21 protein-coding genes and 1 pseudogene are annotated in these 16,085 nt (G+C 37.6%); 8 read left to right on the forward strand and 14 right to left on the reverse strand.

Going from position 1 to position 16,085, the window contains the following annotated elements; all coding sequences use genetic code 11:
* Nucleotides 1-37: 37 nt before the first annotated feature.
* From KFO35_RS00160 to KFO35_RS00205, 10 genes and pseudogenes are all read right to left on the reverse strand, one after another.
* Nucleotides 38-334: pseudogene (locus KFO35_RS00160) on the reverse strand (hypothetical protein); the annotation flags it as partial.
* A complete protein-coding gene (locus KFO35_RS00165; protein WP_002319167.1) occupies nucleotides 331-492 on the reverse strand; it encodes a hypothetical protein in 162 nt (53 codons plus the stop codon). The pseudogene KFO35_RS00160 and the gene KFO35_RS00165, both read right to left, overlap by 4 nt.
* Before the next feature lie 14 nt (nucleotides 493-506).
* Nucleotides 507-866 (reverse strand): DUF1064 domain-containing protein, encoded by a 360-nt coding sequence (locus KFO35_RS00170; RefSeq protein ID WP_156271786.1) that lies wholly within the window; start codon nucleotides 864-866, stop codon nucleotides 507-509.
* Nucleotides 859-1,752 carry a DnaD domain-containing protein gene (locus KFO35_RS00175; protein ID WP_156271788.1) on the reverse strand — a complete coding sequence of 298 codons (894 nt, stop codon included), beginning with the start codon at nucleotides 1,750-1,752 and terminating at the stop codon, nucleotides 859-861. The genes KFO35_RS00170 and KFO35_RS00175 overlap by 8 nt, the downstream gene beginning before the upstream one ends.
* A gap of 48 nt (nucleotides 1,753-1,800) precedes the next feature.
* Nucleotides 1,801-2,691 (reverse strand): recombinase RecT, encoded by an 891-nt coding sequence (locus KFO35_RS00180; protein WP_010728698.1) that lies wholly within the window; start codon nucleotides 2,689-2,691, stop codon nucleotides 1,801-1,803.
* Nucleotide 2,692: 1 nt separating this feature from the next.
* Nucleotides 2,693-3,634: a YqaJ viral recombinase family nuclease gene (locus KFO35_RS00185; RefSeq protein ID WP_156271790.1), complete on the reverse strand. Its 942-nt coding sequence runs from the start codon at nucleotides 3,632-3,634 to the stop codon at nucleotides 2,693-2,695.
* 136 nt (nucleotides 3,635-3,770) lie between these two features.
* The gene (locus KFO35_RS00190; protein ID WP_002309084.1) at nucleotides 3,771-3,956 is read right to left on the reverse strand and encodes a hypothetical protein; all 186 of its coding nucleotides are present in this window, start codon (nucleotides 3,954-3,956) and stop codon (nucleotides 3,771-3,773) included.
* On the reverse strand, nucleotides 3,953-4,240 hold the full coding sequence (locus KFO35_RS00195; RefSeq protein ID WP_002309082.1) for a helix-turn-helix domain-containing protein: 288 nt from the start codon (nucleotides 4,238-4,240) through the stop codon (nucleotides 3,953-3,955). The genes KFO35_RS00190 and KFO35_RS00195 overlap by 4 nt, the downstream gene beginning before the upstream one ends.
* Entirely contained in the window at nucleotides 4,237-4,782 is a 546-nt protein-coding gene (locus KFO35_RS00200; protein WP_002309080.1) for a hypothetical protein, read from the reverse strand. The genes KFO35_RS00195 and KFO35_RS00200 overlap by 4 nt, the downstream gene beginning before the upstream one ends.
* Before the next feature lie 63 nt (nucleotides 4,783-4,845).
* A complete protein-coding gene (locus KFO35_RS00205) occupies nucleotides 4,846-4,998 on the reverse strand; it encodes a hypothetical protein (protein WP_002301569.1) in 153 nt (50 codons plus the stop codon).
* A gap of 55 nt (nucleotides 4,999-5,053) precedes the next feature.
* Between KFO35_RS00205 and KFO35_RS00210 the strand changes: the two genes are divergently transcribed.
* On the forward strand, nucleotides 5,054-5,257 hold the full coding sequence (locus KFO35_RS00210) for a hypothetical protein (RefSeq protein WP_002301568.1): 204 nt from the start codon (nucleotides 5,054-5,056) through the stop codon (nucleotides 5,255-5,257).
* Between the two features lie 7 nt (nucleotides 5,258-5,264).
* On the opposite strand, the gene KFO35_RS00215 is transcribed toward KFO35_RS00210, so the two are convergent.
* Both KFO35_RS00215 and KFO35_RS00220 read right to left on the reverse strand, forming a co-directional pair.
* Complete coding sequence (locus KFO35_RS00215; RefSeq protein WP_002301567.1) at nucleotides 5,265-5,534, reverse strand: hypothetical protein; 270 nt, start codon at nucleotides 5,532-5,534, stop codon at nucleotides 5,265-5,267.
* On the reverse strand, nucleotides 5,531-5,785 hold the full coding sequence (locus KFO35_RS00220) for a helix-turn-helix domain-containing protein (RefSeq protein ID WP_002309076.1): 255 nt from the start codon (nucleotides 5,783-5,785) through the stop codon (nucleotides 5,531-5,533). Before KFO35_RS00220 ends, KFO35_RS00215 begins: the two co-directional genes overlap by 4 nt.
* Nucleotides 5,786-5,923: 138 nt before the next feature.
* On the opposite strand from KFO35_RS00220, the gene KFO35_RS00225 reads away from it, so the two are divergent.
* The 4 genes from KFO35_RS00225 (at nucleotide 5,924) to KFO35_RS00240 (ending at nucleotide 8,791) form a co-directional block, all read left to right on the forward strand.
* On the forward strand, nucleotides 5,924-6,316 hold the full coding sequence (locus tag KFO35_RS00225; RefSeq protein WP_010738791.1) for a helix-turn-helix domain-containing protein: 393 nt from the start codon (nucleotides 5,924-5,926) through the stop codon (nucleotides 6,314-6,316).
* 5 nt (nucleotides 6,317-6,321) lie between these two features.
* On the forward strand, nucleotides 6,322-6,750 hold the full coding sequence (locus tag KFO35_RS00230; RefSeq protein WP_156271792.1) for an ImmA/IrrE family metallo-endopeptidase: 429 nt from the start codon (nucleotides 6,322-6,324) through the stop codon (nucleotides 6,748-6,750).
* A 122-nt stretch (nucleotides 6,751-6,872) separates the two neighbouring features.
* A complete protein-coding gene (locus tag KFO35_RS00235) occupies nucleotides 6,873-7,490 on the forward strand; it encodes a DUF4352 domain-containing protein (RefSeq protein WP_002319155.1) in 618 nt (205 codons plus the stop codon).
* A gap of 164 nt (nucleotides 7,491-7,654) precedes the next feature.
* Nucleotides 7,655-8,791: a site-specific integrase gene (locus tag KFO35_RS00240; protein ID WP_156271794.1), complete on the forward strand. Its 1,137-nt coding sequence runs from the start codon at nucleotides 7,655-7,657 to the stop codon at nucleotides 8,789-8,791.
* Between the two features lie 92 nt (nucleotides 8,792-8,883).
* On the opposite strand, the gene lepA is transcribed toward KFO35_RS00240, so the two are convergent.
* On the reverse strand, nucleotides 8,884-10,719 hold the full coding sequence (gene lepA / locus KFO35_RS00245; protein WP_002291945.1) for a translation elongation factor 4: 1,836 nt from the start codon (nucleotides 10,717-10,719) through the stop codon (nucleotides 8,884-8,886).
* A 146-nt stretch (nucleotides 10,720-10,865) separates the two neighbouring features.
* Here lepA and KFO35_RS00250 point away from each other — a divergent pair, with 146 nt between their 5' ends.
* The 3 genes from KFO35_RS00250 to KFO35_RS00260 are packed head-to-tail and all read left to right on the forward strand — an operon-like array spanning nucleotide 10,866 to nucleotide 13,264.
* On the forward strand, nucleotides 10,866-12,086 hold the full coding sequence (locus KFO35_RS00250) for a GNAT family N-acetyltransferase (RefSeq protein WP_002291948.1): 1,221 nt from the start codon (nucleotides 10,866-10,868) through the stop codon (nucleotides 12,084-12,086).
* Nucleotides 12,087-12,105: 19 nt separating this feature from the next.
* The gene (locus tag KFO35_RS00255) at nucleotides 12,106-12,600 is read left to right on the forward strand and encodes a nucleoside 2-deoxyribosyltransferase (protein WP_002314885.1); all 495 of its coding nucleotides are present in this window, start codon (nucleotides 12,106-12,108) and stop codon (nucleotides 12,598-12,600) included.
* A complete protein-coding gene (locus KFO35_RS00260) occupies nucleotides 12,578-13,264 on the forward strand; it encodes a DUF2238 domain-containing protein (protein ID WP_002316308.1) in 687 nt (228 codons plus the stop codon). The genes KFO35_RS00255 and KFO35_RS00260 overlap by 23 nt, the downstream gene beginning before the upstream one ends.
* 148 nt (nucleotides 13,265-13,412) lie before the next feature.
* Here KFO35_RS00260 and clpB read toward each other — a convergent pair whose 3' ends face one another.
* On the reverse strand, nucleotides 13,413-16,022 hold the full coding sequence (clpB, locus tag KFO35_RS00265; protein ID WP_002291951.1) for an ATP-dependent chaperone ClpB: 2,610 nt from the start codon (nucleotides 16,020-16,022) through the stop codon (nucleotides 13,413-13,415).
* Nucleotides 16,023-16,085: the final 63 nt, after the last annotated feature.

Raw genomic sequence — 16,085 nt, forward strand, 5'->3', positions numbered from 1 at the left:
TTTTCTTGAGGATGATATCACTGTATTGTGTAATGATCTCCCAATGTTTAAATTGACGACCTTTCGAATCAACGTTCTCGCGTTTAGCTCTATCCCAGATAATGTTTTTGCTTAATCCAGTAATTTCAGATAACTGTTCAGCAGTACCTGTTACTAGAATTCGGTCACCATGCCAGATCGCAATTTTTCTCGGCGTTCTCCGTTTGGTTTTTTCAGTCCACATTGATTTGCCGATCCTTTGGACTTCTGCAACTATTTCTTTGTCTTCTTGCCAATTCTCAGAATGTGTCAGTTCGATGATTCGTTTCATTGTCGCTTTCTTATCCACGCTCATTCCTCCAATCTACGAATTTCCCTTCTTAAATTCTCTATGTGCAAATCGATTGCCTTCCTTGCCGTTTCATTGACCATCACTGCCTTTGTCCTCTCCAGATCGTCAATCTCACGCTGAAGGCTTCGAATTCGCATTTGAATCACTTCTTCTGTTGTCATGATGGACCACCTCGCTAAAAACGCTCTTCCTTGAACGTATTCCGATATTTTTTAGCTAATATCAACGGCACTTGATATTGATGACAGAACAACTTTGCCTTGATTTTAAAGTCTTTTGTCTGCATCCCTTTAACATCTACGACTTTGACCAGCTTGCCGCTTTTATAAAATGTGAAGTCGGGAATATACTCGATCTTGCGATACTTCTTTCCGTCTAGTTCAAATTTCGGCATCAGCTCAAATCGTTCCTGAAGTTTTACTTTCCAGCCGTTCGCTTCCGCTTGCCACAAAGCTAGATCGTAGTACTTCGCTTCTGCGATAGAATCGAACTTGATACCTCGATGGATAGTTTTTCGATTACGATATTTATTCATTCTCAAGAAGCGCCTCCTTCTTAGCCTGATAAGCAGCAAAGCGGGCTTCTAATTCTGCTTTTTTATCAGGATCTAGCGTCTTTTCTTCTTGAGGTTTGTTGACCCAATCAGGTAACTTTTCACGCCGTACATTGTTTTGACGTTTAGGAAGATAGTTTTGTTTTTTCTTGTTCTTAAAAGCTTCTTGAGCTTTTTCTGCTGATTCCATTGTCTTAATTCCTTGATTACTCCATGAATTTAATATCGCTTCAACATATTTTTTCAATCCTGGCATCTCAACGTTGTTTTCGAAAGCTAATTTAAAAGCAAAGAGAATCATATCTGCTCCCCAAGTTTTAATCATCGGTCCTAATGCTCCTTGCAAAAGACCTGTCGGTGGTTTCCCCCAGTTTTTTTGGATGAACTCATACACGCCTATATCATCATCTTCTTTATTTGTCTTGTTTTGTTTTGTATTGTTTATATAAGCTGAAGGATTTACTGTAGAATCTACTGAAGGATTTACTTCCCTATTTACTTTCTGATTTACTTTACTATCTACTGGAATATTTCCAGTAGCGGAGTTTTCTACCGTATTATCTACTGTAGTTTTTACTGTAAAATTTCCAGTTAGATCAGAAAGAATATAAACTCCAGCTTTTGTACGACCTCTCTTTTTATATTGAAGGAGTCCGTTTTGGATCAATTGATTACGATTGTTAATCAATGTTTTTTCAGACGTTTTAGTCATTGCTTGTAGCCTTGTATTGGCAATCGATAATTCGCTCTGCCATCCACTTTTGTTTGCTATAGCCATTAACTTATACCAAAGCAGTTGGGGACCAGCGCCAAGCTCGTTATATTCAAGCCAATTGTCAAAAGCATTAAGCTGTCCGATGTAATCCAATTGTGTTCCTCCTTTCGTTTTGATGTTAAGAGGGAGATAACTCCCTCACTATTTATTTAATGGTGGATTTGATGCATCAAATAATCCAGTTTGTACATCTTCATTTTCTTCAGAAATAACCTCTACTTCTTTTCTTTCAGGAATATCTTCTTCAACTTCTGTTTCAGCAATAATGCTGCCATCTTCTTGAACTCTTTGGACTCTCTCATCCGATGTGGTGGCTTCTTGCATTTCGATGGACAAGATCCCCCATTTAGAAAGAAGATTTCTCAGAACAGTTTTTCGTGCCATTGCATTGTAATCAGACGCCCACACACCACTTAACTTTGTTTTGTCGCGATCTTTATTGTTAGCAATTCGATGAGCTTCAATTTCTTGTTTGGTCCAATAGACAGTTTTCTTGAATCCATTCAGTAATTCAAAATAGCCAACATATCCAATGACTTCATCAGATGTTCTACCATTTGGATCAAACTCAAACTCTTCTGTCAGTCGGTTCCAGCTTTTTAGTTCTCCTTCGTAAACTTCAATCACATTTAATGCTTTGTATTTACCTGATCGTTGGGCTAATTGGATATATCCTTTATAGCCAAGCATAAATTGAGCTTTCTTTTCCCATTTTCCTGTTTGCTTGTTTTTACTATTGAATGGAACTAAATATGCATAACCTAAATTCTTATCTAGTCCAAGATTTAATGTTGCAGCAGTTAACGCGCCGCTCATGATAGACATCGGTTCACTATCTGCAAGATAACTGTCATTAGATACAAGAGTCATAACATTCGACATAAAAGCATTAGCATTGTCATGAAGTACTTCTTCAAATTTCTTTCTCATTGTTGGTGTATTCATTAGAGCTTTAAGCCCTAACTGTCCTGGTGCAACTTGTTTCTGTGGCTTTTCTGCCAATTGGTTTTTTAACGATTCATTTGTTGCCATATTATTTGATCTCCTTTTCGGTTAGCCTTCTTGATTCAGTAACGTTATAAATCTCTTCATCACTTGCGATATCTGGATATTTTTCTGTTAGTTTCTTCGTGTTCATGCGTTTAGTACTAACAAGTTTCCATCTGATGATGTTTCTTTGTGTAATGCCGATACTTGCCTCACGTTTTCCTAGCTCGCTGATAATCTCGTTGTCTACTTGACGGATAGCTGACTCAATTTCTTTTTTCGTCCGCTTGAGTTCTCTTTTTTGCTCGATAAGTTCATCAAAACGTGATGGTAGAGCTGTTTGATTTTCTTCTACATCTGCATATTTTTCTTTTAAGAAGTCAGCAGTCGCTTCACTTCCGTCAATTACAGGCTCGATACCTTCAACTACATTTGTTTCCCAAAATTCAACCAAGCGTTCTGTAATTGTATCGATTAATTCTTGATCTCTCGCAATTCGCTTCCAAATGAATCTTTGTCCGCCAATCAACACAGCGATATAACAATAATCTTTGTTCAAAACATTCATATAATGTTGAATCTGACAGAGATAGCTAAGCGGGACTTCTTCTCCTTCCCACTCTTTACCAAGAAATTGGTTAGCTGTTTTGCATTCAAGAATGGCGTTTTCCCCTACTACGTCACGATCAATATTTGCTCTTAAAAATGGATGTAACGGATGTTCAAACACTTGGTTTCTTCTGCGTACTTTTTTGCCTGTTCGTTCTTGAAATTCTTTGGCAACAACTTCTTCTAAGACATTGCCCCAATAAGCTGGTTCATTTTCTGATTCTTCAAGTACGACTTGTCCTGTTTTTTCTAGCCAGAGTTGATAAGGTGATTTCCACTTATTCAATCCTAAAATCGTTCCGACATCAGAACCTCCGATGCCTTTCTTGCGGTCTTCAAGCCATTCTTGACGGCTCATTTCTAAGGTAGATTTACTCATCGTCTTCCTCCTCTTTATGTGGCGTGCCCCATTCAGGAGTCGTTAAATATTGATCCAGTGCTTGTCCAAAATCATTCATTGTTTTAGCCTTCCTTTCATGCTAAAATACAGATAAGTTATTTTGATATGTTGCCGATTAGCGATTGCCGTCGCTGGTCGGTCTTTTTTGTGTTGGCATTTTGAAACTTTCTCTTACAGCAGTAACCGCTACTAAGGTTCCCCAATAAATAAGTGCATATGCCGGATTAATACTTGCCAGTACGATTGCTACTAGGCTCATAAGCAAAGCGCTCTTGACAGTCATTTTAAATACAGTTTTCATTTCTTTCTCTCCTCTCTATATTTAGCAATTTCGCTAGCAAGATCTTCATTCATATGATTCTCTAAAAATCGAGCGACTTCAGTTTTAGGAATTCTAATTTCACCGAGTTTCAAAAAACCGATGTATCCCATCTCAATCAAATCTTTAACATTTTGAGGATTTGTTGTTATAGCTAATGCCGCTTCAGTTACTGAGTATGTTAATTTTTCAATGTTTCTTTTATTGTTGCGCTTCAAGACAACTTTTTTTGGAAAAATATTTTCCAATGTTTCCATTTCCATCATCCTTTCATATATCCTTGTGCTACCCAGTACGACAGCCGTTCCTCACTAAGCTTGCGAATATCGATTCCAAGTATTTCGCATAATGCACTTATTAGTGTTACTTCCACCATGATTTCATCTAAAAATTCATAAGCATATGCAATGATTTGTTGACGATCATCAACAGTTAAGTAATTTACTTGTTTAAGAAGAATTTTCTCTACTTCTTGCTTCTTCTGTTTCCGCTCATCTGATTCAATCATTTGCAACTTGTCTAATGATGAAGGATCTCTCCTATAAACATCACCATCTATTGATTTAAATAAACCAAAGAACTCATGAATCACTTGAAGAGTGAAATCTGAATCTCTAAAATGATCCGTTAACGCCTGAGCATTTTCCAACGTCACGGGCTTCGTATTAAGCAATGTTGTCCAATCGCTTAATGACTGTTGAGAGACGTTGATTTGTCTTGCTATTTCCTTTTTGGTCTCACCACTCTTATTAATTACTTCGACTAACGATTCTCGAATAACACTTGATTTTTTTAACAGTTTAAACACCTCATATTCTTATTCGCCCGTATATCAATACGAGCAATTTTTTTATACTATTAATTTAAAGAATCAAACGAAAGCTGCTTCGTCTAATTCACGTTCAAGCTCTTTTTGGACTTCTTCAACTAGACGATCGAGTTGATCATCATTTGCACATTTGATGATGTGGACTAGTCTAGGTCTAGCATCAAGTACGATGTTTATTTTTTCTTGGCGTGTCATTAAAATCATCTCCTTATTTATTTGATATAATCTCACTATGGAAGGTGGTGAGATTATGGCTTATAAAGAATCTATCGTTAAAAAGATAATCGAAATCGTTGAAATAGCTCCTAAAGGGACAAGTACCCACTATTTAGAAGGTTTCAATCAAAAAGATGTAATCGATACTGTGAACTCTCTTCATTTAAAATATCCCGACAATATTTTAGAAACAGAAAGTTATTATAGTGAGCTTGTTCCAATTGTAATTAATAAATAATTTTTGGTTATTCTCCTTTTGAATTTTTGAAGTATTTACTCAAAGGGAGAATTTCTGGTCCTACCAAAACATCTTTTATATCAACTTCATCTATAAAACATTCGATTTTTAGTTTTGGCTTGCCTGATGCTGGCATAAATAGTTCAATATTTGTTACTCCACGTCCTAATGTCCAATCATTTAATTTAATTTCATAATTTGGTGAAATTGTTGGGTTTTCAACTTTAGGTTGTATTGAGAGTTTTAGCAGATTTTTTATTTTTTCTTGTCGTGTCATTTGGCAATCTCCTGTCTGTTGTTTTTTGGCAATACTTCACTAAAAATAAAAAGCTTATCAAAATCTTTTTCAGATAAATCAAAAGCTTTAAGCAATTTCGGAATTAGTTCACCACCGATTCCGCGATCTCCGTTTAAAATTCTATAAACTGTTGACGGAGCAACATTCATTCTTTTAGCAAGTGAGTATGGATCATCTCCTTTTGATTGCATCAAGGAGTAGAGCTTTTCTTGCTTAAGCAAAGTTTTCATTTAATACACCTCCGTTGCCTTATGACAATACTATAATACTAAATTTGTCTTTTGGCAACACTTTTTATTGCCAAAATGCAATTTTTTTTGATTTTATTGCCTATGGGCTATATCATATATTAAGAAAGGGGTTTTATCGTGGAGTTTGGAGAAAAACTAAAAAAATTGAGAACCTCTAGAGGCTTAGGCGTTAACCAGTTGGCTTTAAAATCTGGAGTGAGTGCTTCTCAAATATCAAGATTTGAAAAAGGCGAACGGAAAGATCCAACGCTTGAAACCTTAAAAAAATTATCTACTGCTCTCGGCGTTTCAATATCATATTTTGAAGAGAATTCACCAGTTAATGTAAATACAATTCCGGAATGGGCAAATGAGGAAGATTTGATTGAACTGGATAAACTACTTGAATCAAATGTAGATATGGCTTATGGCGGTGAAACTTTAACAGATGAAGAGAGACAGCGTGTTAAAGATATTTTAACTGGTTTGTTCTGGGAATTTAGAAAAGAAGATAAAAGCAAAGAGAAGTGATTTTTATGGAGAGAGACGTAATAAATCTAGCTGGTAAATTAAAGCAAAAATATAATTCTGCTAATCCTTTTATCATTTGCGAACAAATGGACATTCAAATTAAGTACGTGCCATTTATGAATAACCCGAAAGGACAATTTCAAGAGTTATTAGGGAGATCCGTCATTCTCTTAAGCCACGAATTGAAAGAATCAGAAGAGCGTTTTTATATTTGCGCCCATGAGCTTGGTCATGCCATTTTCCACAAAGGATTATCAAGTTATTACGTCTCTACAAGAAATTCTAGAAGCAAATCAGAAAGCGAAGCGAATTGCTTTGCTGCTAATCTTATAGCCGACTTATATAAAGAAGACACACAAATGTATCCGAGAAAAATTGAAGATTTATCTCGTTTATATGGTCTTCCAGTTTCGGCTTATAGATTCTTAATTTAGTTAATCATGAATTGTGCTTTTGCTTTGTGGGGAAAGCGTGAACGGTATAGTTCTTTGATTTGGAGGCGACTATCACTGCCTGCCTTAAGTGGGAGTAATAATATTTTTTTGGAGGAGAAATAATGGCAAAGAAAAAGGTTACAGGAGAAGATGGTAAAACATATGTTATGAAAGAGAAAAAACCATTCTATAAGAGAGTTTGGTTTTGGATTCTAGTGGTAATCGTTGTGTTCATCGTTGGTGGTGCGCTAGGCGGTGGCGATGATAAAAAAGAAACTACTTCTGCTAAAACAGAAAAAGTAAGTAGCAACGATTCTGCTGAGAAAGATACACAGAGTTCTAGTGATCCTTTGAATCAGGACTTTGCTGTTGGAGATACTGTGAGCTACGAGGGCTATGAAATTAAAGTTAATAATGTGCAATACAGTAGCGGTAGTGAGTTCGATACTCCTGATGATGGAAAACAATATGTTATCGCAAACATTACAATTACTAATAATTCTGGTAAAAAGCAGTCCTATAACCCTTATGACTTCAAGCTAAATGCAGATGGTAATGCCACTGATATGGATGAAATCACTACATTAGATAATATTAACCAATTAAATAGTGGCGATTTGGATGATGGTGCTTCAGTTACTGGTGATTTGGTTGGCCAAGCTGATACAAATGCCAAGTTAAAGCTTCAATATGCTACATCTATTTGGAATGATGAAACAGTTGATATTTCTTTAAACTAATAGATCAAAAGAACAGCCTTCGGGCTTTTCTTTTTAAGCACCAAAGAACATAAGTTCGTATACTTCTATTAAAAATACGGATTTTACATCTATTTCCTCTCTATATGTACCAAAAGAATTTAACTATCGTACTAATGACATAGCAATATGAAAGGACTGATTTTATGCGTGGCGGTGTGAGAAAACGTGGAAAACGTTGGTATTATTATTTTGAAGATATCAATGATAATGGCTCAAGAAAAAAAGTGGAGAAAGTTGGCGGAGACACCCGACCAGAGGCCGAAGCTGCTTTACGAAAAGTTTTATCAGATATTGACGAAACAGGACAATACTTTTTAGGTACGGATACTCGAGTAAAACAATACCTTGATTTTTGGATGGAGGAATACGTTAAACTAAATCTAAAATACAATACCTATGAAAACTACCGATTTACCATCAAAAATCATATAAACGGTTATTTAGGAAAGAAAAAACTTACGGATCTCTCCCCTGCTCTTTTACAAAATTTCATCAATGCTGAATTTAAAAAGGGTTACTCGAAGAAAACAATGACTATTACTCACTCTGTCCTTAAGAATGCGCTGAATATGGCGGTTTATCCTTGGGGGTTAATCAAGCAAAATCCTATGCTGTATGTAAAGATACCAAAATACGAAGAACGACCAACGACTAAAAAAGATCTAAAAATCATTTCTCTTGAGGACTTTGATCATATGCTAGAAATCACTCCTGAAGGCCATCCTTTCTATATTCCTTTGAATATTGGATTTTATACGGGAATGCGTGTTGGCGAAGTTTGTGGTCTGACGTGGGATAATGTCGATTTTTCAAATGGAACAATTACTGTAGAGAAACAAATGGTAAAGAATGATGGCGCATGGGTATATGGTACACCAAAGACAAGCAGTTCCAATCGAACGATTTTTATTGGACAAACCTTGCTAGCAATTCTGAAAAAACATAAGAAACAACAATTAGAAAATCGAATGAAGTATGGAAAGCTCTACATTGATTCAAATGCAGTATGTACAAAGGAAGACGGTGGGCTAGTTACGCCAAGTGTAGTGAAATGGAATACTAGAAGGATATCGAATACACTCTCCCTCTCTTTTAACTTCCATTCTCTCAGACATACTCATGCTACACTTCTTCTCGAAAATGGCGCAAAAATGAAAGAAATCTCTGAACGATTGGGCCACAGCAGAATTTCAATTACGATGGATACTTACTCGCATGTAACAGATAAGATGAGAAATCAAACGGTCGATATCATGGAAAATCTTAGAAATAATTCTTGATTTTTGCCACCGAAAAAAACCACCGGTGGCAAACCGGTGGCAAATCCATGTAAACATGGTTTATTTTTTACACTATTTTCAAACAAACCTTGCTACTTCTTACTTTCTTCTTCATCCATTTTCAGAACAGCCATGAAGGCTTCTTGCGGAACTTCGACGGAGCCGATTTGTTTCATCCGCTTCTTCCCTTCTTTTTGTTTCTCTAAGAGTTTACGTTTACGAGAAACATCTCCACCATAACATTTAGCCAAGACGTTTTTACGCAAGGCCTTGATGTCTGAACGGGCAACGATTTTTTGTCCAATAGCTGCTTGGATTGGCACCTCAAATTGTTGGCGTGGGATTAGTTTTTTCAGTTTTTCAACGATTGCTTTTCCACGTTCATAGGCAAAGTCTCGGTGAACGATAAAGCTTAATGCATCGACTTTTTCTCCATTCAGCAAGATGTCCATCTTCACTAACTTGCTTTTTTGATAACCAGACATTTCATAATCCAATGAGGCATAGCCTTTTGTACTTGATTTCAATTTGTCAAAAAAGTCAAAGACGATTTCAGAAAGCGGAATATTATAGACGACATTTACTCGGTAATCGTCTAAATAATCCATCGTAATGAATTCACCCCGTTTTCGTTGAGAAAGTTCCATGACTGCACCGACAAAATCATTGGGCACCATAATCTGTGCTTTGACAAATGGTTCTTCTACATCTTGGATCGTTACAGGTTCAGGAAAATCTGCCGGGTTATCAACTGTAGCAGTCGTACCATCTGTTTTATTAACATGGTAAATAACGGATGGTGCAGTCGTAATCAATTCTAGATTGAATTCTCGTTCCAAACGTTCTTGGACGACATCCATATGAAGAAGTCCTAAGAATCCGCAGCGGAACCCAAATCCCAATGCTTGAGAAGTTTCTGGTTCGAATTGTAAAGCAGCATCGTTCAATTGCAGTTTTTCTAAAGCTTCCCGCAAATCGTTGTAACGAGAAGTATCAATTGGATAAAGACCACAATAAACCATCGGATTCATTTTTCGGTAACCTGGTAAAGCTTCAGCGGCAGGATTGTCTGCTAATGTTACTGTATCCCCTACTCGAGTATCTTGGACAGTTTTGATACTTGCTGTGATATAACCAACATCACCGACCATCAAAAAGTCTCTAGCAACTGCTTTTGGCGAGAAGACCCCGACTTCTGTAACATCAAATGTTTTGCCATTACTCATCAGTTTGATTTTATCTCCGGGTTTGACCATACCGTCCGTGATCCGGACATTTAGAACAACACCGCGGTAACTATCATAAATAGAATCAAAGATCAAAGCTTTTAGCGGTGCATCTAAGTCTCCACTTGGTGCTGGAACATATTCCACAATCTGCTCGAGAATATCTTCAATTCCAATCCCTGCTTTTGCACTAGCTAATACAGCTTCACTAGCATCGATTCCGATTACGTCTTCGATTTCTTGACGGACACGTTCGGGATCTGCTGCGGGTAGGTCGATTTTATTGATGACTGGCAGGATCTCCAAATCATTGTCTAACGCTAAATAAACATTGGCCAATGTTTGTGCTTCGATTCCTTGGGCTGCATCAACCACTAAAACGGCGCCTTCACAGGCAGCAAGGCTTCGAGAGACTTCATAGGTGAAGTCGACGTGCCCTGGAGTGTCAATCAAGTGAAAGATATATGTTTCTCCATTTTTCGCTGTGTAATTGAGTTCTACAGCATTTAATTTAATCGTGATTCCACGTTCACGTTCCAAATCCATCGAGTCTAACAGCTGATCTTGCATTTCGCGAGACGTCACAGTGTGCGTCATTTCTAAAATACGATCGGCCAATGTAGATTTTCCATGGTCGATATGAGCAATGATCGAAAAATTACGAATCTGCTCTTGGCGTTCTTTCATTTTCTTTATATCCATAGCGTCTCCTCTTTTCATATAATCAGCACTTTCCATTATACCAACGAAAAGCAGTAATTTAAAGACTTTTTAATTAGTCAGCTTTAGAAGTTTTTTTGGTAGAATTTTGCTATACTGTTATCAAGCTAATAAATGGAGATGAAAAAATGGATCAAAAAGATTTTAGAGAAAATCTTGAATTAAAACCAGTCACTCAAGAACATATCGATCAGTTCAACGAATTACTTTCCTATGTGTTCCAAGTGACTGAAGCAGATATCGAGGAAAGCGGGTTTGAGAATAAACGAGCTTTTATCCGTTCCAAAAGACCGATTTTAGAAGTATCAAAAGTGTTCGGGTGGTTTCATGAAAACAAACTAATCTCTCAAATCGCTATCTATCCTTGTGAAGTCAATATTCACGGTGCACGTTATAAAATGGGAGGCGTGACTGGAGTTGGAACTTATCCAGAATATGCGAACCACGGATTGATGCAAGATTTAATCATCGTTGCATTGGATAATATGCGCAAGAACAAGCAATGGATCTCTTATTTGTATCCTTACAGTATCCCCTATTATCGGCGCAAAGGATGGGAGATTATGTCTGATAAACTTTCCTTTAAAATCAGAGATACACAGCTACCTAAACAAGTCCCAGTAAGTGGGATGGTTGAACGATTACCAGTTGATCATCCAGATGTATTTGCCGTTTATGACAAATTTGCCCAACGAAACCATGGTGCTTTATTCCGCAGTAATTTTCATTGGGAAGAATATTGGCGTTTCGAAAATGAAGATGAGCGCACAGCCGCTGTCTACTACGATAGCAATCATGAACCAAGAGGTGTTCTATTCTACTGGGTAGCTGAAGAAATATTTCACGTAAAAGAAATGTTCTATCTTGATCAAGAAGCTCGAAATGGCTTATGGAACTTTATTTCCGCACATTTTTCCATGATTTACTGGGTACATGGAGATATTTACAAAAATGAACCCTTAGCTTTTTTGATTGAAGACAGTCAGATCAAAGAGCAGATCGAACCATATTTTATGGCTCGGATCGTTGATGTAAAAGAATTCCTACAACATTTTCCGTTTGTTGGAACAGCTGATGCTTTTCATTTCATCATTGAAGATCCTGTCGCTCCTTGGAATAATGGCATCTTCGCCTTAACATGGGATGAACAAGGACAAGTCCGTGTCTTGAATGAACCTATAGGAAAACCTGTTCGATTGAATATCCAAACATTGACATGCTTGATGATGAATTATCGACGTGCTTCTTATTTGGCAAGAATCGAACGGTTAGAAACAGATGAAGAAACACTGAAGTCACTAGAGCGTATTATTCCAAATATGGAAGCTTACTTTAGCGATTATTTTTAATAAAAAGGATGATGTTTAGATGAAAATTTATTTTGCCGCACCAATGTTTGCTAAAAGTGATTTGTTATATAACGAGCAGATAGTTAAAGAAGTCAGAGAGATCTCTTCTAAACTTTCAATTTATCTTCCTCAAGAAAATGAAGCAATCAATGACAAAACTGCTTATGCAGACAGTCGGATGATTGCTCTTGCAGATACAGAAAAAGTGCTGGAAAGCGATTTGATGATCGCTTTATTAGATGGATTGACGATTGATGCTGGCGTAGCATCAGAAATCGGTGTGGCTTATGCGAAAGGTATCCCAGTGATTGGCTTGTATACTGATACCCGGCAGCAAGGCGGAGCCCACCCGAAAAAAATCGCTGCGCTACAGGAAACAGCTGAGAATCAATTTCACTATCTGAACTTATATACAGTAGGACTGATCAAATTGAACGGAAAAGTGGTTTCTTCAGAGACTGAGTTGCTTTCAGAAGTAAAAAGATTTTTAGATGGAGGGACTTTCAGTGATTAAAGAAATCAAAAAGGTTCAAATAGCTTTACTTGCTTTTGGTGTATTCGTTGTCTGTTATAATTTTTATGAATTTATCACCCAAAAGTATTCGACTTCTCAAGGAATCACATTTATCGTGGAATCTTTATTAGGGATTGCATTGATTTTCATGCCACAAGTCATTTTGACAGTTTTCAAACTTAAAATTCCAGCAGCAATCGTTTTGTTTTACTGGTTTTTCTTATTTATCTCTGTCTTTTTAGGTACAGGGATGCATTTGATTAGTATCATCTCTTTTTGGGACAAAATCTTACATGCAGTGAGTCCAATGGTTCTGACAGCTCTTGGCTATGGATTGATTGGTTACTTGATGAAAGATGCGGAGATATCAAAAACCAGTCCTTGGTTGTTCCTCTTATTCGGCTTTGCGTTTGCTGGACTTTGCGGCGTGTTTTGGGAGTTCTGGGAATTCTTATGCGACCAGTTCTTAGGCATGAATCTTCAACGTTTTGCTGCTTCTGATGGCACACTGTTTGTTGGACGAGCAGCATTGATGGATACGATGGGCGACTTGCTGACAAATACGATAGGTGCTGCCTTGATGGGATTGTTTGCTTGGTCTCAAAGTAAAAAAGATGAGCGTTACTTTGAAAGTTATAAATTAGAAAAAGTGAAAAATACTTAATAACAAAGGTCGTGACAGAAGTGGACAGCTCAAAAAATTTCGGCTTATATCCGAAAAAGCTACTTCTGGAACACTGTTTATTTGAAAAAAAGGAGGTCTGACAGTAGTTGTGTCAGACCCCTTTTTCTTTTATAGTCTCAATGGAAGATTAGACGATTTCTTCTAGCTCTTCTGTTTTGAAATGAAGTTGTCCATCAAGTAAAGTAATCGTTACTTTTGATTTAGGCATAACATGCCCTGCAACGATTTCTTTAGCTAATGGTGTTTCTACTTCCTTAGTGATAAATCGTTTCAATGGTCTGGCACCATATGCTGGTTCATAAGCATTTTCAGCGATCCACGTTTTGGCTTCATCACTGATTGTTAGTAGGATTTCTTGATGTTCCAGACGTTGTGCCAATTGCGCCACCATTTTGTCAACGATTCCTTTCACGTTGTCTAGGCTCAATGGTGTAAATAAAATCGTGTCGTCGATTCGGTTCAAGAATTCTGGTTTGAAGTTTCCACGTAATAGCGTGTTGACTTGTTCAGCCACTGCTTCTGGAATCGTTCCATCAGCAGTCACACCTTCCAACAGTAACTGTGAACCGATATTGCTAGTCATGATCAGAACCGTATTTTTGAAATCAACTACTCGCCCTTTTGAATCGGTTAGGCGTCCGTCATCTAGGACTTGTAACAAGATATTGAAGACATCGGGATGCGCTTTTTCGATTTCATCCAACAAGACGATTGTATAAGGATTTCGTCTGACAGCTTCCGTTAATTGTCCACCTTCTTCGTAACCTACATAGCCTGGAGGAGCTCCGACTAGACGAGACACAGCATGTTTTTCCATATATTCACTCATATCGATCCGTACCATATGATCTTCTGAGTCAAACAAGTTCTCAGCTAAAGCTTTCGCTAATTCGGTTTTTCCGACACCAGTTGGTCCTAGGAAAAGGAAAGAACCTAGAGGACGATTTGGGTCTTGCAATCCAGCCCGTGAACGAATCACCGCGTCACTGACCGCATCAACTGCTTCATCTTGACCAATCACTCGTTTGTGAAGCGTTTCATTCAATTTAATCAGTTTTTCTCGTTCGCCTTCTACAAGTTTCGTTACGGGGATACCCGTTAATCTGCCAACGACTTGAGCAATTTCATTTTCGGTAACGGACTCTTGAACCATCTTGATCTCGCTGTCTTTTGCTTTGGTTTCTAGTTCCTTCAATTCTTTTTCTAATTGAGGTATCGTACCATGGCGCAATACAGCAGCGCGTTCCAGATCATAGTTATTTTCTGCATCTTCTAATTCGTGTTTTGCTTTATCGATTTCAGCACGTTTTGCTGAAACAGAATTGACCTCTTCTTTTTCTGTTTCCCACTGCATCTTCATTGCATTTGCTTCTTCACGAAGTTCAGCTAATTCTTCTTGCAAATTTTTCAGTCGTTTTTTACTTGCATCATCTGATTCTTTTTTCAGTGCAGCTTCTTCGATTTCCAACTGCATCAAACGTCTGGTCACTTGATCTAATTCCGTTGGCATAGAGTTCATTTCTACCCGAATCGTTGCACTGGCTTCATCGATCAAATCGATTGCTTTGTCTGGTAAGAATCGATCAGTAATATAACGGTCAGATAAAGTAGCTGCTGCGACCAGTGCGTTGTCATGGATGTTAACACCATGGTGGATCTCAAAACGTTCTTTTAATCCACGCAGAATACTGATCGTATCTTCCACTGTTGGTTCTTTGACTAATACCTTTTGAAAGCGACGTTCCAACGCTTTGTCTTTTTCCATATATTGACGGTATTCATCTAAAGTTGTGGCACCGATCAAATGTAATTCACCGCGAGCAAGCATTGGTTTCAACAGATTTCCGGCATCCATACTTCCTTCTGTTTTTCCTGCTCCTACGATATTGTGAATTTCATCAATGAACAAGAGGATCCGCCCATCACTTTTTTTGACTTCTTTCAAGACCGCTTTTAGTCTTTCTTCAAATTCACCGCGGAATTTTGCTCCAGCGATCAATGCACCCATATCTAATGAAAAAATCGTTTTATCTTTTAAATTTTCAGGCACATCTTTGCGTACGATACGTTGAGCAAGTCCTTCAACGATCGCCGTTTTACCTACACCTGGTTCTCCTATCAGAACAGGATTATTTTTTGTTTTTCGTGAAAGAATACGGATGACATCACGGATTTCTTCATCACGACCGATGATTGGATCCATTTTTCCACTTTTGACTTGCTGTACTAAATCAACGCCGTATTTTTCTAATGCTTTGTATTGTTCTTCTTGGTTTTGCGAGGTCACCCTTTCTCCTCCTCTCATCTCTTCGATGTTTTTACGCAATTCTTTTTCAGATAATCCGTTTTTATTCAAATAAACAGTTAACGGATAATTTTTTAATTTCATCAACGCTAAAATAACGACTTCCGTTGAAAGAAACTCGTCGCCGAAGCTTTCACGTATTTGGTCTGCTTCATTCAATAATCGAAAGAAATTCTGGCTGAGGTTTTGTCCATATTGGACGTTTCCACCAGAAACAACTGGATACTCATCCAGTAGACGATCGATTTCATGTTCAAAAGATTCGACATCCAATCCGGCATCCGTATAGAAATTTCGACCAAAATGATTAGGTTGTAAAAAGATTTTCCATACATGGGCAATGTCGATATCTTGGTGTTTTCGAGTGACCGCAATCTGTTGAGCTTCAGCAATCGCTTCTTGAAGCGTCGTAGTCATTTTCTCAATATTCATACAGGTATACCTCCTAATTAAAGGTAAGATCACTTATTTCTTTGATCTTTACACAAACTATTA

This window comes from Enterococcus lactis (assembly GCF_015751045.1).
Classification (GTDB): domain Bacteria; phylum Bacillota; class Bacilli; order Lactobacillales; family Enterococcaceae; genus Enterococcus_B; species Enterococcus_B lactis.

Excerpts from the sequence above, each read along its gene's own strand:
- lepA (WP_002291945.1), bottom strand. The coding sequence starts at position 10,719 with ATGGATATAAAGAAAATGAAAGAACGCCAAGAGCAGATTCGTAATTTT.
- KFO35_RS00260 (WP_002316308.1), top strand. The coding sequence starts at position 12,578 with ATGGAGGGACTTTCAGTGATTAAAGAAATCAAAAAGGTTCAAATAGCT.
- KFO35_RS00205 (WP_002301569.1), bottom strand. The coding sequence starts at position 4,998 with ATGACACGCCAAGAAAAAATAAACATCGTACTTGATGCTAGACCTAGA.
- KFO35_RS00190 (WP_002309084.1), bottom strand. The coding sequence starts at position 3,956 with ATGAAAACTGTATTTAAAATGACTGTCAAGAGCGCTTTGCTTATGAGC.
- KFO35_RS00210 (WP_002301568.1), top strand. The coding sequence starts at position 5,054 with ATGGCTTATAAAGAATCTATCGTTAAAAAGATAATCGAAATCGTTGAA.
- KFO35_RS00215 (WP_002301567.1), bottom strand. The coding sequence starts at position 5,534 with ATGACACGACAAGAAAAAATAAAAAATCTGCTAAAACTCTCAATACAA.
- clpB (WP_002291951.1), bottom strand. The coding sequence starts at position 16,022 with ATGAATATTGAGAAAATGACTACGACGCTTCAAGAAGCGATTGCTGAA.
- KFO35_RS00165 (WP_002319167.1), bottom strand. The coding sequence starts at position 492 with ATGACAACAGAAGAAGTGATTCAAATGCGAATTCGAAGCCTTCAGCGT.
- KFO35_RS00235 (WP_002319155.1), top strand. The coding sequence starts at position 6,873 with ATGGCAAAGAAAAAGGTTACAGGAGAAGATGGTAAAACATATGTTATG.
- KFO35_RS00255 (WP_002314885.1), top strand. The coding sequence starts at position 12,106 with ATGAAAATTTATTTTGCCGCACCAATGTTTGCTAAAAGTGATTTGTTA.
- KFO35_RS00195 (WP_002309082.1), bottom strand. The coding sequence starts at position 4,240 with ATGATGGAAATGGAAACATTGGAAAATATTTTTCCAAAAAAAGTTGTC.
- KFO35_RS00230 (WP_156271792.1), top strand. The coding sequence starts at position 6,322 with ATGGAGAGAGACGTAATAAATCTAGCTGGTAAATTAAAGCAAAAATAT.
- KFO35_RS00185 (WP_156271790.1), bottom strand. The coding sequence starts at position 3,634 with ATGAGTAAATCTACCTTAGAAATGAGCCGTCAAGAATGGCTTGAAGAC.
- KFO35_RS00170 (WP_156271786.1), bottom strand. The coding sequence starts at position 866 with ATGAATAAATATCGTAATCGAAAAACTATCCATCGAGGTATCAAGTTC.
- KFO35_RS00220 (WP_002309076.1), bottom strand. The coding sequence starts at position 5,785 with ATGAAAACTTTGCTTAAGCAAGAAAAGCTCTACTCCTTGATGCAATCA.
- KFO35_RS00240 (WP_156271794.1), top strand. The coding sequence starts at position 7,655 with ATGCGTGGCGGTGTGAGAAAACGTGGAAAACGTTGGTATTATTATTTT.
- KFO35_RS00250 (WP_002291948.1), top strand. The coding sequence starts at position 10,866 with ATGGATCAAAAAGATTTTAGAGAAAATCTTGAATTAAAACCAGTCACT.
- KFO35_RS00180 (WP_010728698.1), bottom strand. The coding sequence starts at position 2,691 with ATGGCAACAAATGAATCGTTAAAAAACCAATTGGCAGAAAAGCCACAG.